The sequence below is a fragment of the Sphingobacteriaceae bacterium GW460-11-11-14-LB5 genome (genome assembly GCA_002151545.1).
Classification (GTDB): domain Bacteria; phylum Bacteroidota; class Bacteroidia; order Sphingobacteriales; family Sphingobacteriaceae; genus Pedobacter.
The window spans coordinates 5,800,875-5,824,160 of record CP021237.1; the positions used below are offsets into that span (position 1 = coordinate 5,800,875).

The window sequence follows — 23,286 nt, forward strand, 5'->3', positions numbered from 1 at the left end:
GATGAAAACCTTTAAAAAAATACTGTTAATCCTGATTTATTCGTTTTTCTTATCATTACTGGCATTATTCCTTTGGAAACCATATTTGTTGAATGTATTAAAACATAGAACACCCAACGCCGAAACCTACAAAATTTTCCCACAGGAAATTTCACATAAAAGCGATTCTTCCTTTCATTTTATCAGACCGGCTCAGCAGCGAAACGATTTAGATACATTGCATGTTTTAGATGGGAAGGACCAATCTATTCCATTGAAAGAATATTTAAAAAATGGGCAGATCAATGTTTTTATCGTGATCAGGAATGATAGTGTTTTATATGAGCGATATAACACGGGTTATAGCGACAGTACTTTGACGACTATATTTTCTGGCGCTAAAAGCATGATTTCTATTATGCTCGGTCAGGCCTTAAATAATCATAGTATTAATAGCCTGAATGATAAAGTAACCCGGTATATTCCCGAATTAAAATCGAACCCTGCCTTTGAACAAATTGCCTTGAAAAATCTGCTGGATATGAAATCGGGCCTTGAATTTCAGGATGCGTTGGGCGGAATAGTAAAAGCGTTTTTTTCTGATGAGGCTAAATATTATTATACCAATGATATGAAAGCACAGTTGATGAAAGTTAAACTGGTAAATCAACCAGGCACGGTTTGGAAATACAAAAGTATCGATCCGATTGTATTGGGCTGGGTTTTACAAAAAGCAACAGGAAAATCTGTAGCACAATATTTTGAAGCCAATGTATGGAAAAAAATAGGGGCAGCGTATAATGCAAGCTGGGGATTAGACCAAGTGAACGGTTTGACAAATACCGCGAGCCGTTTTCAGGTTACAGCTATTGATTTCGCTAAAATTGGCCGGTTATATTTAAACAAAGGCAAATACAATGGTAAACAGGTCGTGCCAGAGCGTTGGGTGGATCAATCGGTCAATATGGGTTCAGAACAACCTGCTTCTGCAAAGGGCTGGCAAAAATCGGCACATCATTACCTCTGGTGGATTCCGCAGGAAGGAGATAAAGGAGATTACGCTGCAGAAGGAATGCTTGGCCAAAGGTTATATATGGATCCAAAAACAAACACCATTATTGTGCAGTTTGCTGATCGTGGTGCTGGTCATTATCCTTACCGCAAAATCAGCAGGTATTTAAGTGGTCTGCCGTTTAGCTATCCGAAGTCTTAACCGCAAAGTTCGAAGGAATAAGGAGCGCAAATAACGCTACGGATTTTTTCTTTCTTCGCGTAAAACTTAGCGGCCTTTGCGGTTAATTTTTTAAAATAGTACATTGCCGCTGCATGGAAAACAACGATGTAAGAATTTCAAAAAAGAAGCCGATTTTTCCGGTAACACCTGCTTTGCAGAAATATTTGCGTACTTACCAGCGTGAAGCGAAATTACCCATCGGTTATCACGATTTAATGCAGTTTAATGAAGCGTTTCCACTAATGGATAAGTTTGGTAAAGATTCGCTTTGGGAAGGACCTATATATGCACAGGATTTAATTGAAACCTTACACGATGGTTTAAAAGAAATTTATGCGAACTTAAAAGCATCCGGCAATTTGCGCATTGTTGAGCATAAGTACATCGATAAAATAGAATACTGCACCTTCGGCAATACCCATCCTTTTCGCATCCGCATTGTAAACCGTTTAAATGATGTTTACGATTATTTCTATATTAAAAAAGCCGATGCCTCGCGTATTTATGGTTTAGAAATGGAAGAAATCCTTTCACCTAACCAGGTGAATTATCTTGTTGATGGCAATACTTTAGTAGAAGAACATATTGCCGGGATTCCAGGCGATGTTTTTACAAAAGGACAGTTGTATACGCCAGAGTTTAATCCCACCAGAATAGCAAAAGAGTTTGTAAAGTTTAATGAGCGCTGTTTGATTATGCTTTTGGGCGATATGCGGGCCTATAACTTTGTGGTACAGATTACACCCGATTTCGATGATATCCAGTTCCGTATCCGTGCAATAGACTTTGACCAACAGTTTTACGAAGGAAATTTGAAGGTTTATCTGCCTCAGTTTTTTAAAGAAAATCTACCTTATGTAAAAATGAGCATGGAGCAATTGACAGATAAAACGGTACTGCAATACCAGCAGGAAGAACGCTCGTCTATTGTGCATCGGGTAAGGAGCGAACGGCATCGCCTGACCGATCTCCGCGATGTTTCGAATAAAGAAGAATTAACCACTCCAGAAAATATCGCGCTGCTAAAACAGAGTATGAGCGATTATTTTAAGGATACAAATTATTTGCGCTGTAAAACCATGACAGATATTATTGAACTGAATATCAAAAATATTATCAGGCAGGTTAAATTGTAAAGCTCCGTGGTAACACCTGACAGCACGCAGAGAAGACAAAAATAAAAACGGCCAGCAAGCTGCCAACCGTTTTTGAGTGAATCTAGAAAGAGCGTCCAAAGTTTTTAGGCATGCTGCCCCTCATGAACACCCTCGGCAAATTCCTCTACAATTTTATCGTTAAAAGCAGGTAAATCTTTTGGTGTACGGCTTGTAACCAAACCCTGGTCTACCACTACTTCCTCATCCGACCAAAGTGCGCCTGCGTTAATTAAATCCTGTGAAATATTCTTTACTGAAGTCAGTTTTCTTCCTTGAACAACATCTGCGTTGATTAAAGTCTGTGGGCCGTGGCAAATCGCAGCAACAGGCTTTCCATCAGCAAAAAAAGACTTTACAAAAGCCAGGGCATCTTCGTTAACGCGTAACTGATCAGGATTAATTACGCCACCCGGTAAAAGTAAACCGTTGTAATCATCGGCATTTGCTTCCGAAATGGTTTTATCAACATCCACATCTATCGACCAGTGATCGTGGTCCCAGGCTTTTATTTTTCCGCTTTTTGAGGAGATAATGTGAACGGTTGCGCCCTCTTCTTTTAACCTTTTAACTGGTTCGGTTAATTCTACTTCTTCAAATCCGCTTTCTGAAAGTACAGCAATAGTGCGGTTACTTAATTGTCCCATAATCTTTAAATTTTTAATAGGTGATATATTAAAGACAGTTAAGAAAAATTATTGTTTTTAGAAATTTGAGATTGCGATATTAATTAACCCGATCATCATGCTGTCCCGAATCTTCGGATTCTGCATCTTTTGGGTAATAATACTGTCTAGTTAGGATAGATTTTGAAACAAGTTCAGAATGACGACCTGCCGGAGATTAGCTAATCGTTGGTTCTGCGGTGTTTTACAAAATACAAGGCCAAATTGCCCGCAATAATGATATGATTAAAAATATTGGGTACTAAACCATAATATTTAGTAAAGATTTTAAAGCGTTCTTTTAAACTTTCGCGGTGTTTTTTCTTGCTCATTCCACCAACCAGATACTTGGCCACATAGCGGTGAACGTTTACAATATTCGAAGCCTTTTTTGCCGCTTTGATAATCCAATCAATATCGGCACTATACCGATAAGTTAAATCGTAAGGGGTAATAATGCTTCGTCGGATATAAATGGCTTGGTGGCTGATGTTCATGCCATACTTAAAACTCGTCCAGTCGAATTCTTCAGGCGCTTCATGCCTTCTGCGACCTAAATTTTCCCAATTATCATTGTACATTTCGGTTTCGCCGTAATAAATGTCGGCACCAGGAGCTGTAGCAAAAACATCTTCTACCGTATGTTTATCGTAAATCTCATCGCCTGAATTCATGAATAAAACATAATCGCCAGTAGCTAGTGCCAAACCTTTGTTCATGGCATCATAAATGCCTTTATCGGGTTCGGATACAATTTTTGTAATCCGATCTTCGTAACGCTGCACAACTTGCAAAGTACCATCGGTAGAGGCTCCATCTATTACAATATATTCAATTTTTTTATAGCTCTGATTGAGGACAGACTGAATGGTACGTTCGATATCTCGAACATTATTGTAAACAATGGTGATGACAGTTAGCTTTGGCAAGGGATGGCTTTTTGGTTTGGAGTAAATTTAATAAAGATTGTGGAAATTTTTCTGCCTCAATGTGAAAATGAAATTGGGTAAACATTTGACCTGCGAACCAAGGAATTAAGCTAAATTTATAATGGTGTTAAACAGTTAATCCATCAACTTTTTGAGGGTTTCTACATCCGGTAATAAGCCTTTATAAGCAGATGGCAGTACCTTACTGGTTTTGTAGGTAGAAACACCCATTGCTTTGTTAAAATCCCTGAAGGAGAACTCCACCACTTTGTTGTTTTTTTCTTTGCATAAAATGATGCCTATTGAGGGCTGTTCGTGAGGTTGCTTTATATATTCATCCAGAGCTGAAAGGTAGAAATTCATTTTGCCCATATATTCTGGCTTAAATTTGCCAGTTTTTAACTCAAAAACCACCAGGCACTGTAAGCGGCGGTTAAAAAATAAAAGGTCTAAAAAATACTCTTCTTCTTCTACAATCAACCGGTACTGATTGCCAATAAAAGCAAAATCAGAACCTAATGACATTAGGAATTTTTTAACATTATGTACGATTTCACTTTCTAAAACCCGCTCATCATTTTCGTCGGTATCTTCTATGTTGATGAAGTCCAGCAAATATTCATCTTTGAAAGTCTGCAGTGCTTTTTGCCTTATGTCATCATTAGAAATTGTTTTCGAAAAGTTGTTTGGTAAACTACCAGAATTACTAAATGATTTGTTTTTGAGGTGGTGTTTTAACTTAGCTAAACTCCAAAATTCGGTTGCTGTTTTTTGGATGTAATATATCTTTTCTTCCAAAGTTTTTGTAGATTGGATTAACTCTACATGATGTGAAAAACTTAGTTTAAAGAAATGATTTTCAATTTGGGCCAACAGTGTTGGGATAATTTTAACAATCTCATTATCAGCGTTTTGAATTTGGTCCAACAGTGTTGGTCTAAATTCAAGCTGCTCGATTTCAATGATTGATGATTGGCCTATTTCTGATGGCTTGATTATGAAATATTCTTCCCAGAGTTCAAAAAACAATCGCATTCTTTTAATCCCTGTTGCTGAAAATCCTCTTAAGCCAGGTAATTCGGTCTGCAAATCAGCGGAAAGGTTCTCGATAACTTTAGCACCCCATTTTTCTTCTTTAATTTTAACTGAAATAAACTTCCCAACGGCAAAATATAGCGTTAAAAGTTCTTTGTTTACTAAAGTTGCAGCACGATAGCGGCTTTGTAAAATGGCCGACTTCAGGGTCTTAATATTGTCGAGATAACTTTTGCCTGGTTCTATGGTAAGTTTTATTTCGGCTGTAAATCAATCAACGTTTCGTATAGATGGATATGCTCTGCAGCAATTACTTCTTCTGAGAAATCTGTTAAAATACTTAATCTGGCTGCTTTTTGGATTTCTTCTTTATTTGGGCGATGGTAAAGCCACTCAATACCGTTTGCCAGATCTTCAGCATTCTGGTATTCGGCCAGATAGCCATTTTGCATATGTTTAACCATATCCGGAATCCCACCCGTGGTAAAAGCAACAACAGGGGTAGCGCAGGATAAACTTTCCATCACGGTATTGGGCAGGTTATCTTCTAACGAGGGTGTAATAAATGCATCTGCTGCCGAATAACATTTCGCTAAATGATCATCTTTGTTTATCGTGCCTAAAAAAGTGGTTTTGAAGGGGAACTCAGGCATTTCTGCATTTTCCTTATTTCCGAAAATAACGAGTTCGATATTTTCTTTTTGTATGCCAGCCCTGCGCGATAAAATTTCTAACGCTTCGATTAAATAGGGGGTTCCTTTATGTTTGTCGTTTTTCGAAGGCATAAATCCACTCATCAACACAAATTTATCTGGATTGATCTTCAGGATTTTTTTAGCCTCTGATTTAACGTAAGGCTTGAAAATTTTCGTTTCTATGGTATTGGGGATTACTGTAGCTTTTCTGGTACCCAATAAACTGCTGAACTTTACCGAAGCTGCCATCCACTTGCTCGGCGCCACGATATGGAAATTTAATTCACCGTAAGCTTTCTGTTTTCGCAACCAGGTTTTGTGCGAAATATCATTTTTACCACTGATTTTCAAAATCGGACAATTACCGCATTGTTGATGAAAGTTTTCGCATCCATAACGCACATGACAGCCTCCTGTAAAAGCGTTGCTATCGTGAAAAGTCCACACAATTGGCTTTTCCAGTTCGTCGAGCTGTGCTAAAAACTTAGGATTTAAAAAGCCGTGGTTTACCCAATGTAAATGGATAACATCAGCATTTTTAACATCTGGATGGTTAATTACCGAACGGCCAAACCACTGCAAACTGAAAGGGGTTTTTATCGATTTGCTGAGCCATTTGGCAAAATATCTTTCAGATAGGATGTTATAAACGGCCCTGGCTTTTTGAAAAGGCGATTTGCTAAAGGTATCTATTTTCGGATTTTGACCAAATTTATAGTAAACCAATACTTTTGAATCGATTCCACTAGTCTTTAAGGCATCACTTAAGCGCAAACAGGCACGTCCTGCTCCGCCATTTCCATCGTAGGTATTTAGGTGTACTACTTTCAAATCAATCAAAAATACATTTTATTGTTTACGAATATAAAATCTGTTGCGTAATTTCATCTTAATATTTTTTATCGCTTTTTTATTGTAGGATGTATCCTTTAATGTCTAAAATAACTGTCCCTAAGTTTGATGGTTATTTTAAACAAGCTAGGTTAACGCATCCAAAGCCAAACAAAATAAATCATGATCAAATCCCTGTTGAAATCGCTTGCAACATTCGCATTTTTGTTGCCCATTCATTCCTTAGCCTACAGCCAAACCTACTTTGCGGCATACCCTGCTTTAACGCCCGATGCACAAACAATAGTATTCAGCTATGATGGTGATATCTGGAAAGTACCGGTAAAAGGAGGTGTAGCTTCGAGGATTACTGCCATGCAGGGAGAAGAAATTAACCCTAAAATATCTCCTGACGGAAAGTGGATGGCCTTTTCATCCAATCAGTTTGGCAATTATGATGTATATATTATGCCTTTGGCAGGTGGCGATATTAAACAATTAACTTTTAACGATGCTGCCGATGAAGTAGACAATTGGGGCTGGGATTCAAAAACAATTTATTTCACCTCCGGACGATATAACTCTTTTTCAAGCTATAAAGTAAGTGTAAACGGTGGTACGGCCGTCCGTTTATTCGATAATTACTTCAATACGACGCATCACATTGCCGAATCGCCAACGGGTGAACTCTTTTTCAGCGATACCTGGGAGAGTTACCGCTTTGCTAACCGCAAGCATTACAAAGGTGCCTATAATCCCGATATCCAATCGTACAACCCGAAATCGAAAAGTTATAAACGTTATACCGATTACATCGGAAAAGATTTCTGGACTAGTGTTGATCAAAAAGGGAATATCTTTTTTGTATCAGATGAAGGCAATGAAGAATACAATCTATACACTTTTATTGGTGGAAAGAAAACAAGCCTGACCAATTTCGATACTTCCATTAAGCGGCCTTTTGTTTCGGCCAATGGAACCACAGTGGTGTTTGAAAAGGATTATCAGTTATATACTTACGATGTAGCTTCAAAGAAAACAGAGAAAATCAACATCAATACCTCACGTAATCAGGTATTGAGTAAAGAGCAGGAATATGATGTCCGTGGCAACATTTCAGCATTTGATGTTTCTACTGATGGCAAAAAGATGGCTTTTATTTCGCGTGGAGAGGTGTTTGTAAGTGATGCAGAGGGGAAATTTGTACGCAAGATTACCAACAGTGGCGAACGTGCCTTAGAATGTAAATGGCTGGCCGATAATAAAACGATTCTGTTCAGCCAAACTGCTAACGGTTATCAAAACTGGTTTACCATTACCGGCGATGGTAAAGGGTCGGTAAAACAGCTTACCAAAGACAAGGCAAACGTGCGCGATATCACCTTAAATAAAACCAAAACCATGGCAGTATACCTGAGTGGAAGAAACGAGCTCAAGCTAATGGATCTTAAAACTTTCGACGCAAAGACATTGGTAACCGACGAATTTTGGGCTTTACAAAATGCTGCACCAAGTTTTTCGCCAAATGACGAATATGTGCTTTTTACCGTTTACCGAAATTTCGAGCAGGATATTATGGTGCACAACATTAAAGGCAATAAAACCATTAACTTAACCAATACAGGTGTTACTGAAACTGGTCCGGCATGGTCGCCAGATGGCAAGTATATTTTCTTTACCAGTGCCCGTACCAAGCCCTCTTATCCAACCGGAATGGCCAATGCGCACATTTACCGCATGGCATTGAACAATTACGATGAGCCTTACCGCTCTGATAAGTTCGACGATCTGTTTAAAGAAACCAAACCCACGCCAACAGAAGTTAAACCTGCAGTACCTGAGAAGAAAAACGATAAAAAAGCAAAAACAGATACAACCAAAAAGAAAACTGAAGTAAAACCTACGCCTAAACCAGCAAATGTAATTACCATTAATACACAGGATATTTTAGATCGCATAGAGCTGGTTGGCCCTGCATTTGGAGGTCAATTCGGAACAGATGCTTTTGCCAAAGGCGATAAAACTTATGTTTTTTATGCCTCCAACCACGAAGGTGGTGCACCCGGGCTTTATCGCACGACCATTGAGCCTTTTGAAGCCAATAAAACAGAAAAAGTTGCCGATGGAGGTGATTACTCCATTATCTCGGCAGGAGATAAATTTTTCGTTTTATCAAGAGGGGTAATTAACAAATACAGCTTAGAAAGCAACAAGCTTGATCGGGTAGATCATGGTTATAAATTTACCAGAAACCTCAATGCAGAATTTAATCAGATGTTTTACGAAACCTGGGTAGGTTTGGATGAAAATTTCTATGATGAAAAATTTCATGGTGTAGATTGGGATAAAATGAGGACACGTTACGCCGCTTATTTACCTTATGTGAACAACCGTAGTGACCTGAGGATTTTATTGAACGATATGTTGGGCGAACTGAATTCTTCGCACATGGGCTTTAACAGTGCAGGGGCAGAGGAACGCAAAAACCTTACTTACATCACCAACGAAACAGGGATTATCTTCGATAATGAAAACCCTTTAAAAGTTGAACGTATTGCCGCTAAAAGTAACGCTGCCCGTACCGGGACTAATATTTTGGCAGGAGATATTTTAACAGAAGTAAACGGTGTTAAAGTAGATGAAAAAATAGACCGCGATTATTATTTTAGTAAACCATCGTTGGATAGAGAAATGACGCTGACCTTTAAACGTAATGGGAAAGATGTTTTCGTAAACGTACATCCGGAAAGCTCAGGTACTTTGCGTGGAAACCTTTACGATGAATGGATCACTCAAAATCATAAAAATGTTGATAAATGGAGCAACAACCGGATTGCTTATTCTTATATGAAAAACATGGGTGGTGGTGAACTGGAAACTTTCTTGCTGGATATGGTTGCGCAAGAAGAAAATAAGGAAGCCATTATCCTCGATCTGCGTTATAATACCGGAGGAAATGTACATGATGACGTGCTAAAATTCCTTTCTCAGCGCCCTTATCTGCAATGGAAATACCGAGGTGGTAAAATGGCTCCACAAAGTAATTTTGGTCCGGCAGCGAAGCCGATTGTATTGTTGATTAATGAACAATCTTTAAGTGATGCTGAAATGACGGCTGCAGGTTTTAAGCAATTAAAACTGGGTAAGATTATCGGTACCGAAACATACCGCTGGATTATTTTTACTTCGGCAAAAGGTTTGGTTGATGGTTCTTCTTACCGTTTACCATCCTGGGGTTGTTATACCATGGATGGCAAAAACATCGAAAAAGAAGGTGTTAAGCCAGATATCTTCGTTAAAAATACTTTTGAAGACCGCCTGGCAGATAAAGATCCTCAACTTGAAAAAGCCGTAGCAGAGATCCTGAAGGATTTGAAATAAGGTAACAGGAAAGATGGTTAATTGGTTAACTGTATAAATCGGTTAGTTGAATATGTATTGCTTTTGAGTGATTTCGCAGTTTAAACAGTTAACCACTTTAAACAATTAACCAAATTTTCCGTTTCTTTGGGCTTGGAATTATTTAAAACATGGCAAATTTATTAACCAACAGGGCTTTTTGGGTAAATTATTGGGAAAGTAAAAAAGGACTAGCGGTTCAGTTACCTTCAAACTATTTATTTCATCAGCAACTGGCAGATGTTATTCAGCAAAATAATGTTAAAACGGCCATCGAATTGGGCGGTTTCCCTGGTTATTATGCCGTGTTCCTAAAAAAATATTTCAAACTTGATGTTACCCTTTTAGATTATTTTGTGCATCCACCGGTTGTAAATGAGCTTTTAGAAATGAACAGCTTAACCGAAAAGGATATCCACATCATAGAAACTGATCTTTTTAATTACACGCCCGAAAAGCAGTACGATCTGGTACTAAGCTGCGGTTTAATCGAACATTTTAACGATACTGCCGATATTATTAACCGTCATATTGCTTTCGTAAAACCAGGAGGTACTTTGTTTATCACGTTGCCAAATTTTAAGGCGGTTAACGGCTGGTTTCAAAAGAATTTCGACAGGGAAAATTATGATAAACACAATATCGATAGCATGGATCCTGCTCTATTGAAATCCATCTGCGAGCAGACCGGACTTAAAGAAGTAAAATCGGGCTATTTTGGCCGTTTTAGTGTGTGGTTGGAAAATGAAAGTCAGAAATCGGCGGGTGTTCGCCTGTTTAAGAAGGCCGTTTGGTTAACCGGAAAAGTATTTACAAAGATTATCCCATTCGAAAGCAAAAATCTATCACCTTATATTATCTTAGTAGCGAAAAAAATATAACGCGCTATGTCAATCAGTTGGGGTTACTCGCCTAAAATTGAAAAATACATTCCTTTGGTCGATTTTCCGGCAGATAAATATTTAATTATTGCCAGGCAGGCCATTGAAAACCTGGGATGGAAGTTAAGTCACTTATCAGAAACCGGAATTATTGCCTATACACCATTATCATTTCAATCTTACAGTGAGGAGATCTCGATCCGCATTATCCGTAATTTTGCCGTAGTGAAAAGCGAATGTGTAGGTATTCAAATGCTTTTAAATGATTATGGCAAGAATGAAGCTAACCTCGAAAAGTTCTTTCACGAATTTGAATATGTAGAGTATCACCTAAAAGATTCATGGGATGAAATTAGGGCCAAATTTCATGAATGGGTTGCCACTTCGGATGATACTTATTTTGAAAAGGCACCGTTAGCCATTAAAAATAAGATCAAAAATGTTTTCTTCCTGTTTTTGCCTCAGAAAGGCTATATCGTTACCCCAATCCTAGTCGCCCTGAATATTCTTTATTGGGTTCTAATCAGTCTTGTAACTTTTGTTTACAGGCAATACCTGCTAACACAAGCTTACCAAACGGGCTCTAAAGAAAGTTTTGTGGAGAAAATACAGACTTTATCAGTCTACTTTGGTGTAAGTAATAAATTTCTGGTACTTGATGGACAATATTGGAGATTAATTTCAAGCTTATTTATCCATGGATCGTTTTCTCACTTGTTTTTTAACATGTATGCATTAATCTATTTGGGGTTAATGGCCGAGAATAAGTTAGGTTGGAAAAAATTCTTAACTATTTATTTTTTAAGTGGTATTTGTGGCGGATTGATCAGTTTACTTTTTCACGAATCGGGTTATATTTTTGGTGCATCGGGTTCGGTGATGGGCGTAATGGGGGCGCTTATAGCGCTTTTGCTCAATAACTATTTTGAAAAAAATGCAAGCCGGGCATTATTGATCAGCACCGTTTTTGTGACTGCCATAATTATTTTAAACGGATCATTATCTAAATCAACTGATAATGCAACACATATTGCCGGTATGATAGCTGGTTTTATCATCTGCTATCTTTTTAGTTTTAAATTTAAAAGTGAACCATCGCCGAATACGCAATTGCGTTATGCTGGCGTTTTTGCGTTGTTTATTGCATTTTCGTTCGGAATAGCCTTTTTTACACCGAATTATCAAACGCAACAATACAAGAAGTTAAGGGATAGTTTTAGCGATAACCTAATTTCATTCAACCAACTTTTATATTTGAAAGCATCATTATCAAAAGAGGAAAAACTTAAAGAGGTTAACGATTATGGTATTATCCCCAGCCAGAATAACCTGCAAATTATCAAACAGATGAAGCCGCTTAAACTTAAAGATTTAGAGGCCTACGATCGATCGAAGAAAGCAGAAATTGCACAAAAAATGGCGCTTGCAGCTGCGCTGATGTTAAGGGATATTCAAGCCGATAGCATATCGAAGTACAGTAAGCAAACATCCAAAGAAATATCGAATGTTGTTGAACTTACTTTCAAACTTAGCGATAGTCTGAGCAGGGCAAATCAAAATTAGTTTGCGGTTTTATATATCCCAATTTCGCTCAGCGTAATACAAACCGGAGATTTGGTAATGTTTATTTTTACTTTATTGCATGTAACAGGGGTATCCAGTTTAATTAAACGTTTCGCGCCAATGCTGGTGCCATCGTAAACTTTTTTCCAGGCATTGTTTTCAAATACCTCAATGGTGTAGCCCTCAATTCGCTGACCCAAAGGAATGTACTCCTGCAGGCTAATGATATCAAAGGTTCTCGCAGCTTTTAAATCCACTTCTAAACTTGCCTGATGGATGTTGTCTTGTGTTGCCCAGTAACTCTCCCTCTTGCCATCAAGCAGGGTGGCGACATCATACTTTTTGCCCCGGCTATTGCTCGCTTTAATCGTTGCGCTTTTGGCCAGGTTATTCTCGAAAGTATGTTTAACCATATTGCCAAAAGTTTTCAGTGCTGCAACATCATCGTCGTGCAGTTGACCACGGGTATCGGGTGCCAAACCAAGATCCAGGCCTGCACCGCGGCCAACACTTTTTAAATACAGATCGAATAAAGTTTCAGGGCTTTTAGGCTTTTCGTTGGCATGATAGAACCATCCTTTTCTTAAAGGAACATCGCATTCGGCCGGCATCCAGAATTTGCCATTTCTAATCCCTTCAGGGCTTTGCGGGTAATTCGCCTGACCAGGCACTGCTACGCTTTTTCCATCGGGGGCCATTGGGGTAAAGGTTGCCCAGGAGGTTGGTGCAGCATGTCCATCTTCATTGCCTACCCAGCGGATATCTAAACCAATATCACTAAAAATATTGGCCATTGGCTGCATTTTGCGTGTAATTGCCCAGGTATTGTTCCAGTCGTAATAAGTGGTGTTATCTATCGAACGTTTTTCTTTTGCCCCACCATAATAACCATCACCGCCATTAGCGCCATCATGCCAGCTCATAAAAAGTTCACCGAAATTGCTGTAAAGCTCTTTTAGCTGTGCCTGATAAATAGCCAGATATTTGTCTGTTCCATAAAGCGGATTGTTCCTGTCCCATGGAGAGCAATACACACCAAATTTTAAACCGTTTTTACGTACAGCCTGTTCTATCTCTTTAACTAAATTTCCTTTTCCTGCTCTAAACGGACTTTTGCTGATGTTATAATCGGTTGTTTTAGTTGGCCATAAGGCAAAACCATCATGGTGTTTTGCTACCAGAATAATACCTTTCAGACCGCCCGCTTTGGCTGCCTTTATAATCTGTTCGGCATTAAAATCGGTGGGATTAAATATTTTGGGATCAGCATCACCAAAGCCCCACTCTTTATTTTCGAAAGTAGTTGGTGTAAAATGGATTAAACCATAAACTTCGATATCATGCCAGGCCAGCTGCCTGGTTGATGGCAATGCACCATAAGGTTTAGGTGGCGTTTGTGCATATACAGTTGTAGAGAGCAGTAGAAAAAGAATCAATAAAGGTTTCATTATCATTATGGCTTATGTAAAACTAAAGTACAAATAATTAGCCTTGGTAAGGTAAATGTTAATCAATATTTAACCGCTTGAAAATGTAAATGCAAAATTATTTTTACATCTTGATCGTTACACGCATTCACCAAACATTTAATTTCAGTTTTACGTTAGTTAAGCATGAGCACCTTGATCCAGCATCCTCCCGATGGAGGTACAATATATACAGAAACCAATCTCAGTCAGCTTTTTCCAGAGCCCTTTAATACCATAACAAGCTGTTTTTTCCTGGCTATTGCCGTGTACTGGACGATAAAAATCTGGGGAAATTTTAAACAGCATAGCTTTCTAACCATTGCATTAATTTTACTTTATATCGGAGGAATAGGCGGAACCACCTATCATGGGCTAAGGCGGTGGCCGATCTTTATCATGATGGATTGGATGCCGATTATGCTTTTGTGCCTTTCGGCAGGGGTTTACTTTCTTTCCAAATTAACGAAATGGTATTTTGCTGTTTTAATTGTAGCGGTATATGCTTTTTTTCAGTTTTATGTGAGGCGCCTTTTTAGCAACGGTGATTTTCAGATCTTCATCAATATCAATTATGCTTTTATGGCCGCACTCGTTTTATTTCCTGTATTTGGCTATTTGATCAAAACAGAGTGGAAAAATGGCAAGTGGGTGGGTTTTGCCCTGATTGCTTTCATTTTCGCGCTCACTTTTCGTATTGCCGATAAGTGGGATGTGTTTACAATTGGTACGCACTTTTTATGGCATACCTTTGGTGCTGTGGCTTCTTTCTGTATGCTGAAATATATTTATTTGGTTAACCTGAAAAAAGCTAGATCTTCATAAAATATTCATTCCTGAAAGGTGTAAATTATTTATCTTAGTTCAATATATACTATTGAAATGAAAAAAATATTGATTTTATGTGCCCTGGTATTGGGCTTAAACTTTGCGTCCAATGCACAAAGTCTTTTAAGTAAAGTTGGATCTGCTGCGGCAGCAAGCACAGGTTTTGATGCGGCAAGTTTAACCTCGGGCATTATTGGTAAACTAACTCCAGCCTTAAGTTTAACACCGGCTCAAAAACCAACAGTAACCACAATTATAAAAGACTTTCTGGTGCAGAAAGCTACCATTATGGCTACTCAAAAAACAGATCCTGCAGCTTATCAAAGCAAATTTGGTAAATTGTTTTCTGGATTGAAATCGAAACTGGGAACAGCTTTAACGGTTGCACAACTGGCAAAGTTTACTTCCTTAAAACCTGCTGCACCAAGCGCAAGCAATGTGCTTTCTCAGTTGTTCTTTTAGGTATTACTGATCGGCTGAGCTTGCTGGTTAATTATTGCAGCAAGCTCAACCCTGATCTTATAATTTTGAATGTGCTTTACTATAATCTAATTTCTTTTGGTTACCAATAGCATATTCGATACCGCCCCATAAATGGTGCTGAAATTTGTCATCAGCCCAGCCTTCTTTAGTATGGCCCATGCAGGTGTAAAAGGCTCTTCCACCATCAAAGTTATGGTACCAGCTAAAAGGATGGAAATCTCCGTTTTTACCACCAGTATACGATTTCTCGTCTAAGGTAATCAGCACTTTAATATCTGGGTTAATGTCCTTGAAGTTATACAACTCATCCTTTCTCATCCATATCGAATCGGTTAAGAATTTAGTTGATGGGTGTTTTTTATCTTTAATAATAAATTTAGCTTCCTGAACAGCTGGATGGCTTGTAAAATAAGCACCGGCCAATTTGCCATACCAAGGCCAGTCGTATTCCGTATCGGTTGCGGCGTGGATGCCTACATAACCTCCACCTGCCTGGATATATCTTTCGAAAGCTACTTGTTGTTTATTGTCTAAAACATCGCCTGTTGTATTGAGAAAAATAACAACAGCATATTTTTTAAGGTTATCCTCTGTAAACAGATCGGCATTTTCGGTGGTATCCACTTCAAAATGATGCTCAGTACCCAATTTTTGGATCACATCTTTTCCGGTTTCAATAGAGTTGTGCCTAAAGCCTTTGGTTTTGGAGAACACTAAAACTTTTGCCGATTTTTTAACAGTGGTATAGCTCTGGAATAAAAAAACAGTTGCGATTAATAAACATAGAGACAGGTACTTTTTCATTTTTGTTGACTTGGTTAGTGGTGGATAATAGGCCTTAAATTTAAGAAAGTTGTTTGATAATTTCCCTACATCTTTCTTCAACCTGCTTGCAAACAGGGCTAAACAGGTTATTATCCCAGTATGGGTCTGTAACTTCGTCGTTATCAAGGAAAAGTTTAACCTTTTTTCTTTCCTCCTCACTTTTAGCCAAGTTTATAACATCAGCTAAATTATTCCGGTCCATAACTAAAATCAGATCATATTTGGCAAACATCGCGTGGTTAAATTGCTGTGCCCGCTGTTTGCTGATATCATAACCCAGGGCTTTCGCTGCAGCAATACTTCTGTGATCGGGAGCTTTGCCAATATGCCAGTTACCCGTTCCTGCCGAAGCAATTTCCCAGTTTAGGTGCTGCTCATCTGCCAGGTGGCGCATCACGCCTTCAGCCAACGGCGAACGGCAAATATTGCCTAGGCAAACCATTAAAATTTTCAATATTATTTAGATTTTGCAGTAAACACGTAAGTTACTGTATAAGTTATATTGTTTTGATCAAAAACGTATTTATTTGTGATATTTTTCCCGTTTAAGATATAGATACTGATATGACCATTGCCATTGTCTATTTTGATCTCATTGCCTTCTTTAGTCCATTTTGCATCCTTGAAAGAAATCATATCGCATAAAGGGCCTGTTGATGTAATTGCAAATGAACCGTTATTCGAAAAATTTAAGGTGTAGTTGTTGTTTAAACATGCTGAAGAAGCGGTCATTGTCATGAAATTAGTTTCAGCTTTTCCATTTACCTGTAATGCTGGGCTAACAATTGCCGATTGTAGCGGCCAAGTGTACTTTGTAATCTCCATGTTTGCTTCATTGTCTTTCTTTTTACAGGCAAATGCCAAACAGACAGTTAAAATCAGTAATAATTTTTTCATCGGTTTATAGTGGTTTTTAGTTTATACCTCATAAACGCACCTACAAGTTAATATGCTACAGTGGCAAAAAAAATGCCTCAAGCTTGTTAGCATTGAGGCATTAAATATATTAATTGAAATGTTAACCGTAAATGTCGTTTAACATTTTCGCCAGGCGCACACCACCTTTTAATAATTGATCGTTAAGGGTATCAACCCAGTCGAAATTGTAACGGTAACTTAATTTAGCATCTGGTTTGGTAGTGTCGTAAATTTTGTTGCAGATGCCATACGATTCGTAGATGCAGTCTCTAAGACTTGTATTTTGCCAATTATATAGCTGAATGGCCGAAGGATGGTTGATTGCTTTTGCATATTCGGTATAACTTAACTGCTGATACTCGATCAGTTGCTCATCCCAAACCCTGTGGATATTCGATTTTTCATTAAACCATAAAACCGAAATGCGGTTACCGCCCAAATCATCTTTACGGGCAACATGCATCGGCTGACATAAATCGCCCGCCAGGTGCACCAGCATGCGCAGGGCTAATTTTTTTTCGGCTGCAGTACTGCTTGTTTTCTTTAAAATGGCAATTAAATCAGGGATTTTATTGTAAAGATTTGGCGTTTTTTCAGTGTCCAGAAAATGATATACACCATTTTTGTCTAATCCTGCCGGAAGATTAACAAAATGCCAGTTGTACATATAGTTATAAGTAGAATCCGATTTAATAAAATCACCCCAATTGGCCGACATGGCCAAAGTTTCGTAACCTAAAATACTTTGAATAGCCTTGCGTGTTTTGGCCTTTAAATAGCTATCGGCAATTTCGCCAACTATACGATGGCCAATGGTACCCCATGCATCTGCCTGAATGGGTAAATATGCTAAAAAACCAACAGCCAGCGCAGTGGCTAATTTCTTTTTAATTGATGTTAAAATCATTTTATAATTCTTTTTGTACGCAGGTAACTTTTTCTTTAAGTGTTAGTTTAATTTCGCGCTGATCGCTGAAGCTCTCTAACCATAATGTATCTGCAGATTTCTTTTTGATCAGGAAGTTCTTATCGTACCGGCCAATACGATAACATCCCGATATTTTTTGTTTATAGTTGGCATGTGTAAAAGTAGCACCAACAAATAGGGTATCGCCTTTTACTACATAAACACCTTTGGCATATTCTTTCCAAATGCCGTTGTTGTAGCAGGAATCTTCGTAAAAATTTACTTTGCTATGGGTAACCATATCAATGTAAACAGAGTCGCAGGAAAATTTGAAATGGTGCTGGGTGTAGTTGCTCAGTTTATTGCTAAAAGCAACAGCATCTTCATTCCAAACGCCTTGCATAAAATCTTCACCCTTGCCCTGTATATTGGGCCTGGGACTACAAGCTACATGTAAGATGGATAATGTAAAGAGGATAATGTAGAAAATCCTTAAACCCGGATGCAGTTTGTTCATTGTATTGTTAATCGATACTATTAGGAAATTGATTTTGGGTTACAGTATTCTTCTTAACGGTATTGTAAACCAGAATTAAAAGGCCAGCTGCAAAACAAAGACTGCCTATAAAACTAATGATACCTATTAAATTATAGTATTTAGCAACTTCGGTGTAAGCGAAATGCCGGTCATTTAATAAAAAAGGCATCAATACGCTGTAAAATAATGTGGTAAGTAAACCAACTCCTGACCCAATAGCCATTAAAATAGCTTCAACAGTAGTTTTTTTTGTTAAAAAATAACAACAGGTTCCGAATATAATAACTGGTGAAATGATAGATATCAAGTTGATCAGTGTAGAGAGTATTGAATTCATTTTACCTATGTTTTAATTAACTGATGTAGACTTATTCTTTTAAAAATAACGTCATTCCCACGCAGGCGGGAATCTTAATACAATACGCTTTAAGATTCCCAATTGAATTGGGAATGACGCTCTTTCTAACTTATTTCAAACTGCCAACCATGTCTTCCGGGCGAACCCATTCGTCAAACTGTTCATTGGTTAATAAGCCCAACTCTACAGCAGCAGCTTTTAAAGTTTTATTTTCTTTATGCGCTTTCTTTGCAATTTTAGCAGCGTTTTCGTAACCCACATGCGGATTTAAAGCCGTAACCAACATCAAAGAATTTTGTAAATGTTTCTCAATTTCCGGTAAGTTCGCTGTAATTCCTTCAGCACATTTATCGGTGAAAGAAACGCAGGCATCGCCAATTAAACGGGCTGACTGCAATACATTAGCCGCAATAAGTGGTTTAAATACGTTAAGCTCAAAATGACCCGACATACCACCTACTGAAACCGCAACATCGTTACCAATAACCTGTGCACAAACCATGGTTAAAGCTTCTGGTTGCGTAGGGTTAACTTTTCCCGGCATTATAGAAGATCCCGGTTCGTTGTCAGGGATAACAATTTCGCCAATACCACAACGAGGGCCAGAACTTAACATCCTTACATCGTTGGCCACTTTCATTAGGGCAACAGCAGTACGTTTTAAAGCCCCAGAAAGTTCTACCATTGCATCGTGTGCAGCTAAAGCCTCAAATTTATTTGGAGCCGTAACAAATGGTAATCCTGTTAAATCGGCAATTTTTTTAGCCACTAAAACATCGTATCCTTTTGGTGTATTTAAGCCTGTACCAACGGCAGTACCGCCTAAAGCCAGTTCGGCAACCATAACCAAAGCATTTTTAATTGCCCTGATGCTGTTATCAATCTGTTGTACATAACCTGAAAATTCCTGACCTAAAGTAAGTGGGGTTGCATCCATAAAGTGTGTACGTCCGGTTTTAACAATCGTACTGAATTCTTCCACTTTTTGGGCTAAAGTATTTCTTAATTTTTCTAAACCCGGAATGGTATTTTCTACCGTAAGTTTATAGGCCGCAATGTGCATTGCAGTTGGGTAAGTATCGTTTGATGATTGTGATTTATTCACATCATCATTAGGGTGAAGTACTTTTTTATCGTCAGCTAATGAACCACCATTTATAACATGGGCACGGTTTGCGATCACTTCGTTACCGTTCATGTTGCTTTGTGTACCCGAACCGGTTTGCCAGATTACCAACGGAAATTGATCATCTAACTGTCCTGCTATAATTTCATCACAAGCTTTAGCAATTAAACCGGCTTTTTCTGCCGATAATACACCCAGTTCGGTATTGGCAAGGGCCGCAGCTTTTTTCAGGTATCCAAAAGCGTGGATAATTTCTTTTGGCATCGAACCTTCAGGGCCGATTTTGAAGTTATTGCGTGAGCGTTCGGTTTGTGCACCCCAGTATTTGTCGGCTGGTACCTGCACCTCGCCCATGGTATCGTGTTCTATTCTGAAACTCATTATATTTTTGATTTTTGTTGTCGCAAATTTAGGTTTTTTGCCTTTTAAAGCGTTGGATTTATGTAAGATATTTAATGGATAACAAAATATATGGCAGAAACGCCCGCATTCTTTTTATTATTCATCCTTAATGTTCAAACTTTTATCCTGGCTGGCCGCTTCTACCAATGAAATCATATTCATACCTTTACCGCAAATATGCAGGGATTAGTTATTAAATCTACAGGAAGCTGGTATAGTGTTTTGGCCGATAACGGCGAACGCTACGATTGCCGGATTGTAGGCAAATTCAGGATTAAAGGACTTAAAACCACCAACCCGATTGCGGTTGGCGACAGGGTGAAATTTGATCTGGAACGCGATAGCAACCAGGGGTTGATCAACGAAATGCTACCCCGTAAAAACTATATCATCCGCAAATCGATCAATCTGAGCAAGCAGGCGCAAATACTGGCTGCTAATTTAGATATGGCTATGCTGTTGGTTACTTTAGCCTCGCCTCGTACATCTTTGGGCTTTATCGATCGTTTTTTGGTTACTGCCGAAGCTTACGACGTACCTGCCGTACTGGTATTTAATAAACTCGATCTGTTTAGTAAAGAAGGTCTGGAGATTCTTCAGGAGTTTAAAGATATCTACGAAAATATTGGTTATGCCTGCTACGAAGTTTCGGCTTTAAAAGGCATTAATATTCCGGTGATTCAGGAATTGATTACGGATAAAATTACCCTCATATCGGGTCACTCGGGTGTAGGGAAATCGAGTTTGATTAACGCATTATTGCCCGATCGCGATTTGAGAACAGGTGAGGTGTCAGACTGGAGCGATAAAGGACAGCATACCACTACTTTTGCAGAGATGTTCGAACTGCCACAAGGTGGTTTTATTGTCGATTCGCCCGGAATTAGAGAACTGGGTGTAATCGATATCGAAAAGGAAGAGCTAGGGCATTTTTTTAGAGAAATATTTAAAACCTCACACAATTGCCGCTTTAATAACTGCAGGCACATTAACGAACCTGGTTGTGCTGTTTTAGCTGCAGTAAACGAAGGCGAAATTGCAGTTTCGAGGTATGAAAGTTACCTGAGCATTTATCACGGAAACGATACAAGACATTAATTGAGTCAGAAGTCGGAAGTCCGGAGTCCGAAGATATGATGGTGACTGGATACCTCTTAATTGAAAGAATTAGATTAAAAACCTTTACAAAAAATAAGAGATGAAGTTTAAACTGGGAGATTTTGTGCGTTTTGTTGATGAAAAACGTGAAGGTTATGTAACGAAGATTATCGACTCCCAAACTTTGGGCGTTACCGATGAAGATGGTTTCGAAATACCTGTTGCGGTGAGTAATTTAACTTCTGTACATGGTCATGGTGTAGTAGTAGAAGAGTTGGATGCGCCAAAACCCATTCAGGTAAATATCCCCAGCATTAGCAAAATCGAAAACGGCATTTATGTTGCGGTTGCTACCGATGATAAGGCCGGTAATGTGGTACATTTCCACCTGCAAAACCACTCGCCAAATGTTTTACTGGTAAGTTTAACCACCGAGCGGAAAGAAAAATATGCAGGTGCTTATCATGGCATAATCGAATCGCATGCCTCGGCTTTAGTTTACTCTGCTTCCCTGGCTGATCTTGATCTTTGGCCTGAATTTAATTTTCAGGTTTTAGTGTTTAGCAAAGCCGATGTTAAACCTATCGATCCATTGGTGATCCGCAAGAAGTTTAGGGCAAAAGATTTTAGTACCGAACAAAAGGAATTGCCTCAGTTGAGAAACAAAGGTTGGCTGATCCGCCTGGACGATCTGGTTCCGGTAAGCATCGATCCACAGAAACTAAAGGAAAGTTTTTTCAAATCAACTGAAGAGAAAAGAACGGTAGCAGCGCCACAAAAAGAAATCGATCTGCACATCGAAAAGCTAAGAGATGATCATCATTTTTTAGAGGCTGATGAAATGTTGCAGATACAGATTAATCATTTTCAAACGGCGATGGATGCCGCTGTTGTGCATCATTTCGATAAGATTGTTTTTATTCATGGTTCAGGTAACGGTACCTTAAGAGATAAAATCCATAAACTGATCAGTAAAAATCCACATGTAAAAACATACATGGATGCGCGGAAAGAAAAGTTTGGTTACGGGGCTACGGAAGTGGTGTTTAAGTAATATAGGAGGGAAGATATGAGATGGATGATGGAGAGAGCATTTCTCATGCGGTCCGTCACAGATGAATTGTCATCCTGGGCCTGTCGAAGGACTCAGTGGTAATCTTTTAAAATCTGCGGGGAAAATCTAAGCTCCTTTAAGAAGTTGCGGTCAACTCCAAAACCACCACAATGGCATTATCGCTCAACGCTGCCAGCTTTACCTGCTCCATGTCCCAGAGTGCTAAGCCGTCTCTTGCGTGCATCAAGCGGCCTTCAATTTCGAAAGTACCGTCGATAATAAAAGCATAAAACTGATGGTTTGGGCTTTGCATGTTATAAATCACCTCTTCTCTGCCAGCGAAGATCCCTGCACTTAATTTAAAAGGTAATTTTGGGTTCGTGATAATTTCGAGCAACTGGTTCTGGTTTTTTTCAAAATCGAAACCGAAAAGCATTTCGCTTGCCCGCATTAAAAACATATCGGTTTTAATCCCAAACTGCATGTAATTAATCACGTCGTTTTGATGGGGATTGCTGATCTCCAATACTTCACCTTTACCCATATTCAACACCTGTACTTGCCCGGTTTTTACTGCAAATTCTTTTCCATTGGAAACAATATCAATCCCACCTGCAATGGGCATAAATATTTGAAGAGAATCTTCTTTACAAAGAAAAAAAGTAACCTTTCCGCCAACGATAGATTCATCATTGCATAAAAATAAGGGGCCAAAAGCTTCTTTATGCTCACGGTAATACTTTTCGAAGTTAAAGGTGCTGTATCTTCTTAGTGCCGAAGTTTCAGTCAAGCCCCGCTCATCGGCTAAAAATATTCTTTCAGAGGTGTCCATCATTAATCAGCGTTTTTCTCCATAGGGCATAAAATTAAAAAAGACCCTAAGAAATCCGAACGTCTTTTTGAAATAAAACAATTATT

22 protein-coding genes are annotated in these 23,286 nt (G+C 38.7%); 9 read left to right on the top strand and 13 right to left on the bottom strand.

Going from position 1 to position 23,286, the window contains the following annotated elements; genetic code table 11:
• Position 1: 1 nt before the first annotated feature.
• Positions 2 to 1,192: a hypothetical protein gene (locus CA265_23765; protein ARS42510.1), complete on the top strand. Its 1,191-nt coding sequence runs from the start codon at positions 2 to 4 to the stop codon at positions 1,190 to 1,192.
• 113 nt (positions 1,193 to 1,305) lie between these two features.
• The gene (locus tag CA265_23770; GenBank protein ARS42511.1) at positions 1,306 to 2,349 is read left to right on the top strand and encodes a hypothetical protein; all 1,044 of its coding nucleotides are present in this window, start codon (positions 1,306 to 1,308) and stop codon (positions 2,347 to 2,349) included.
• A gap of 104 nt (positions 2,350 to 2,453) precedes the next feature.
• Here CA265_23770 and CA265_23775 read toward each other — a convergent pair whose 3' ends face one another.
• The 4 genes from CA265_23775 to CA265_23790 all read right to left on the bottom strand — a co-directional run bounded on the left by CA265_23775 (position 2,454) and on the right by CA265_23790 (position 6,531).
• Positions 2,454 to 3,014: a protease gene (locus CA265_23775; protein ID ARS42512.1), complete on the bottom strand. Its 561-nt coding sequence runs from the start codon at positions 3,012 to 3,014 to the stop codon at positions 2,454 to 2,456.
• A gap of 200 nt (positions 3,015 to 3,214) precedes the next feature.
• Positions 3,215 to 3,961: a glycosyl transferase gene (locus CA265_23780; GenBank protein ARS42513.1), complete on the bottom strand. Its 747-nt coding sequence runs from the start codon at positions 3,959 to 3,961 to the stop codon at positions 3,215 to 3,217.
• Between the two features lie 135 nt (positions 3,962 to 4,096).
• The gene (locus tag CA265_23785; GenBank protein ID ARS42514.1) at positions 4,097 to 5,242 is read right to left on the bottom strand and encodes a hypothetical protein; all 1,146 of its coding nucleotides are present in this window, start codon (positions 5,240 to 5,242) and stop codon (positions 4,097 to 4,099) included.
• An 8-nt stretch (positions 5,243 to 5,250) separates the two neighbouring features.
• On the bottom strand, positions 5,251 to 6,531 hold the full coding sequence (locus tag CA265_23790; GenBank protein ID ARS42515.1) for a glycosyl transferase family 1: 1,281 nt from the start codon (positions 6,529 to 6,531) through the stop codon (positions 5,251 to 5,253).
• A 174-nt stretch (positions 6,532 to 6,705) separates the two neighbouring features.
• On the opposite strand from CA265_23790, the gene CA265_23795 reads away from it, so the two are divergent.
• The 3 genes from CA265_23795 to CA265_23805 all read left to right on the top strand — a co-directional run bounded on the left by CA265_23795 (position 6,706) and on the right by CA265_23805 (position 12,365).
• Positions 6,706 to 9,903 carry a peptidase S41 gene (locus tag CA265_23795; GenBank protein ARS42516.1) on the top strand — a complete coding sequence of 1,066 codons (3,198 nt, stop codon included), beginning with the start codon at positions 6,706 to 6,708 and terminating at the stop codon, positions 9,901 to 9,903.
• 149 nt (positions 9,904 to 10,052) lie between these two features.
• Positions 10,053 to 10,802 carry a methyltransferase type 12 gene (locus CA265_23800; GenBank protein ARS42517.1) on the top strand — a complete coding sequence of 250 codons (750 nt, stop codon included), beginning with the start codon at positions 10,053 to 10,055 and terminating at the stop codon, positions 10,800 to 10,802.
• 6 nt (positions 10,803 to 10,808) lie between these two features.
• On the top strand, positions 10,809 to 12,365 hold the full coding sequence (locus CA265_23805) for a hypothetical protein (protein ID ARS42518.1): 1,557 nt from the start codon (positions 10,809 to 10,811) through the stop codon (positions 12,363 to 12,365).
• Here the strand turns inward: CA265_23805 and CA265_23810 are convergent.
• Positions 12,362 to 13,813: an alpha-L-fucosidase gene (locus CA265_23810; GenBank protein ARS42519.1), complete on the bottom strand. Its 1,452-nt coding sequence runs from the start codon at positions 13,811 to 13,813 to the stop codon at positions 12,362 to 12,364. The genes CA265_23805 and CA265_23810 overlap by 4 nt on opposite strands.
• A gap of 165 nt (positions 13,814 to 13,978) precedes the next feature.
• On the opposite strand from CA265_23810, the gene CA265_23815 reads away from it, so the two are divergent.
• Together CA265_23815 and CA265_23820 are read left to right on the top strand one after the other, a co-directional pair.
• On the top strand, positions 13,979 to 14,656 hold the full coding sequence (locus tag CA265_23815) for a hypothetical protein (GenBank protein ARS42520.1): 678 nt from the start codon (positions 13,979 to 13,981) through the stop codon (positions 14,654 to 14,656).
• Positions 14,657 to 14,713: 57 nt separating this feature from the next.
• Positions 14,714 to 15,121: a hypothetical protein gene (locus tag CA265_23820; GenBank protein ARS42521.1), complete on the top strand. Its 408-nt coding sequence runs from the start codon at positions 14,714 to 14,716 to the stop codon at positions 15,119 to 15,121.
• A 57-nt stretch (positions 15,122 to 15,178) separates the two neighbouring features.
• On the opposite strand, the gene CA265_23825 is transcribed toward CA265_23820, so the two are convergent.
• From CA265_23825 to CA265_23855, 7 genes are all read right to left on the bottom strand, one after another.
• Positions 15,179 to 15,946, bottom strand: coding sequence for a Crp/Fnr family transcriptional regulator (locus tag CA265_23825; GenBank protein ARS42522.1), 768 nt, complete (start codon positions 15,944 to 15,946; stop codon positions 15,179 to 15,181).
• Between the two features lie 40 nt (positions 15,947 to 15,986).
• Positions 15,987 to 16,421 (bottom strand): protein tyrosine phosphatase, encoded by a 435-nt coding sequence (locus tag CA265_23830; protein ARS42523.1) that lies wholly within the window; start codon positions 16,419 to 16,421, stop codon positions 15,987 to 15,989.
• Positions 16,422 to 16,423: 2 nt separating this feature from the next.
• Positions 16,424 to 16,864, bottom strand: coding sequence for a hypothetical protein (locus tag CA265_23835; protein ARS42524.1), 441 nt, complete (start codon positions 16,862 to 16,864; stop codon positions 16,424 to 16,426).
• Positions 16,865 to 16,985: 121 nt separating this feature from the next.
• A complete protein-coding gene (locus CA265_23840) occupies positions 16,986 to 17,792 on the bottom strand; it encodes a S1/P1 Nuclease (GenBank protein ID ARS42525.1) in 807 nt (268 codons plus the stop codon).
• A 1-nt stretch (position 17,793) separates the two neighbouring features.
• The gene (locus CA265_23845) at positions 17,794 to 18,309 is read right to left on the bottom strand and encodes a fumarate hydratase (protein ARS42526.1); all 516 of its coding nucleotides are present in this window, start codon (positions 18,307 to 18,309) and stop codon (positions 17,794 to 17,796) included.
• 7 nt (positions 18,310 to 18,316) lie between these two features.
• A complete protein-coding gene (locus CA265_23850) occupies positions 18,317 to 18,553 on the bottom strand; it encodes a hypothetical protein (GenBank protein ID ARS42527.1) in 237 nt (78 codons plus the stop codon).
• Positions 18,554 to 18,797: 244 nt separating this feature from the next.
• Positions 18,798 to 20,195, bottom strand: a complete 1,398-nt coding sequence (locus tag CA265_23855; protein ARS42528.1) for a fumarate hydratase, class II — start codon at positions 20,193 to 20,195, stop codon at positions 18,798 to 18,800.
• 198 nt (positions 20,196 to 20,393) lie between these two features.
• On the opposite strand from CA265_23855, the gene CA265_23860 reads away from it, so the two are divergent.
• Both CA265_23860 and CA265_23865 read left to right on the top strand, forming a co-directional pair.
• Positions 20,394 to 21,314: a ribosome small subunit-dependent GTPase A gene (locus CA265_23860; protein ID ARS42529.1), complete on the top strand. Its 921-nt coding sequence runs from the start codon at positions 20,394 to 20,396 to the stop codon at positions 21,312 to 21,314.
• Between the two features lie 100 nt (positions 21,315 to 21,414).
• A complete protein-coding gene (locus tag CA265_23865; protein ID ARS42530.1) occupies positions 21,415 to 22,368 on the top strand; it encodes a DNA mismatch repair protein MutS in 954 nt (317 codons plus the stop codon).
• 136 nt (positions 22,369 to 22,504) lie between these two features.
• Here CA265_23865 and CA265_23870 read toward each other — a convergent pair whose 3' ends face one another.
• Positions 22,505 to 23,200: a hypothetical protein gene (locus CA265_23870; GenBank protein ID ARS42531.1), complete on the bottom strand. Its 696-nt coding sequence runs from the start codon at positions 23,198 to 23,200 to the stop codon at positions 22,505 to 22,507.
• Positions 23,201 to 23,286 lie beyond the last annotated feature (86 nt).

What these genes read in the sequence shown, in the direction of transcription:
- CA265_23765 (ARS42510.1), top strand. Translation starts at nt 2, where the DNA reads ATGAAAACCTTTAAAAAAATACTGTTAATCCTGATTTATTCGTTTTTC.
- CA265_23770 (ARS42511.1), top strand. Translation starts at nt 1,306, where the DNA reads ATGGAAAACAACGATGTAAGAATTTCAAAAAAGAAGCCGATTTTTCCG.
- CA265_23775 (ARS42512.1), bottom strand. Translation starts at nt 3,014, where the DNA reads ATGGGACAATTAAGTAACCGCACTATTGCTGTACTTTCAGAAAGCGGA.
- CA265_23795 (ARS42516.1), top strand. Translation starts at nt 6,706, where the DNA reads ATGATCAAATCCCTGTTGAAATCGCTTGCAACATTCGCATTTTTGTTG.
- CA265_23800 (ARS42517.1), top strand. Translation starts at nt 10,053, where the DNA reads ATGGCAAATTTATTAACCAACAGGGCTTTTTGGGTAAATTATTGGGAA.
- CA265_23805 (ARS42518.1), top strand. Translation starts at nt 10,809, where the DNA reads ATGTCAATCAGTTGGGGTTACTCGCCTAAAATTGAAAAATACATTCCT.
- CA265_23810 (ARS42519.1), bottom strand. Translation starts at nt 13,813, where the DNA reads ATGAAACCTTTATTGATTCTTTTTCTACTGCTCTCTACAACTGTATAT.
- CA265_23815 (ARS42520.1), top strand. Translation starts at nt 13,979, where the DNA reads ATGAGCACCTTGATCCAGCATCCTCCCGATGGAGGTACAATATATACA.
- CA265_23820 (ARS42521.1), top strand. Translation starts at nt 14,714, where the DNA reads ATGAAAAAAATATTGATTTTATGTGCCCTGGTATTGGGCTTAAACTTT.
- CA265_23825 (ARS42522.1), bottom strand. Translation starts at nt 15,946, where the DNA reads ATGAAAAAGTACCTGTCTCTATGTTTATTAATCGCAACTGTTTTTTTA.
- CA265_23835 (ARS42524.1), bottom strand. Translation starts at nt 16,864, where the DNA reads ATGAAAAAATTATTACTGATTTTAACTGTCTGTTTGGCATTTGCCTGT.
- CA265_23840 (ARS42525.1), bottom strand. Translation starts at nt 17,792, where the DNA reads ATGATTTTAACATCAATTAAAAAGAAATTAGCCACTGCGCTGGCTGTT.
- CA265_23845 (ARS42526.1), bottom strand. Translation starts at nt 18,309, where the DNA reads ATGAACAAACTGCATCCGGGTTTAAGGATTTTCTACATTATCCTCTTT.
- CA265_23850 (ARS42527.1), bottom strand. Translation starts at nt 18,553, where the DNA reads ATGGCTATTGGGTCAGGAGTTGGTTTACTTACCACATTATTTTACAGC.
- CA265_23855 (ARS42528.1), bottom strand. Translation starts at nt 20,195, where the DNA reads ATGAGTTTCAGAATAGAACACGATACCATGGGCGAGGTGCAGGTACCA.
- CA265_23860 (ARS42529.1), top strand. Translation starts at nt 20,394, where the DNA reads ATGCAGGGATTAGTTATTAAATCTACAGGAAGCTGGTATAGTGTTTTG.
- CA265_23865 (ARS42530.1), top strand. Translation starts at nt 21,415, where the DNA reads ATGAAGTTTAAACTGGGAGATTTTGTGCGTTTTGTTGATGAAAAACGT.
- CA265_23870 (ARS42531.1), bottom strand. Translation starts at nt 23,200, where the DNA reads ATGGACACCTCTGAAAGAATATTTTTAGCCGATGAGCGGGGCTTGACT.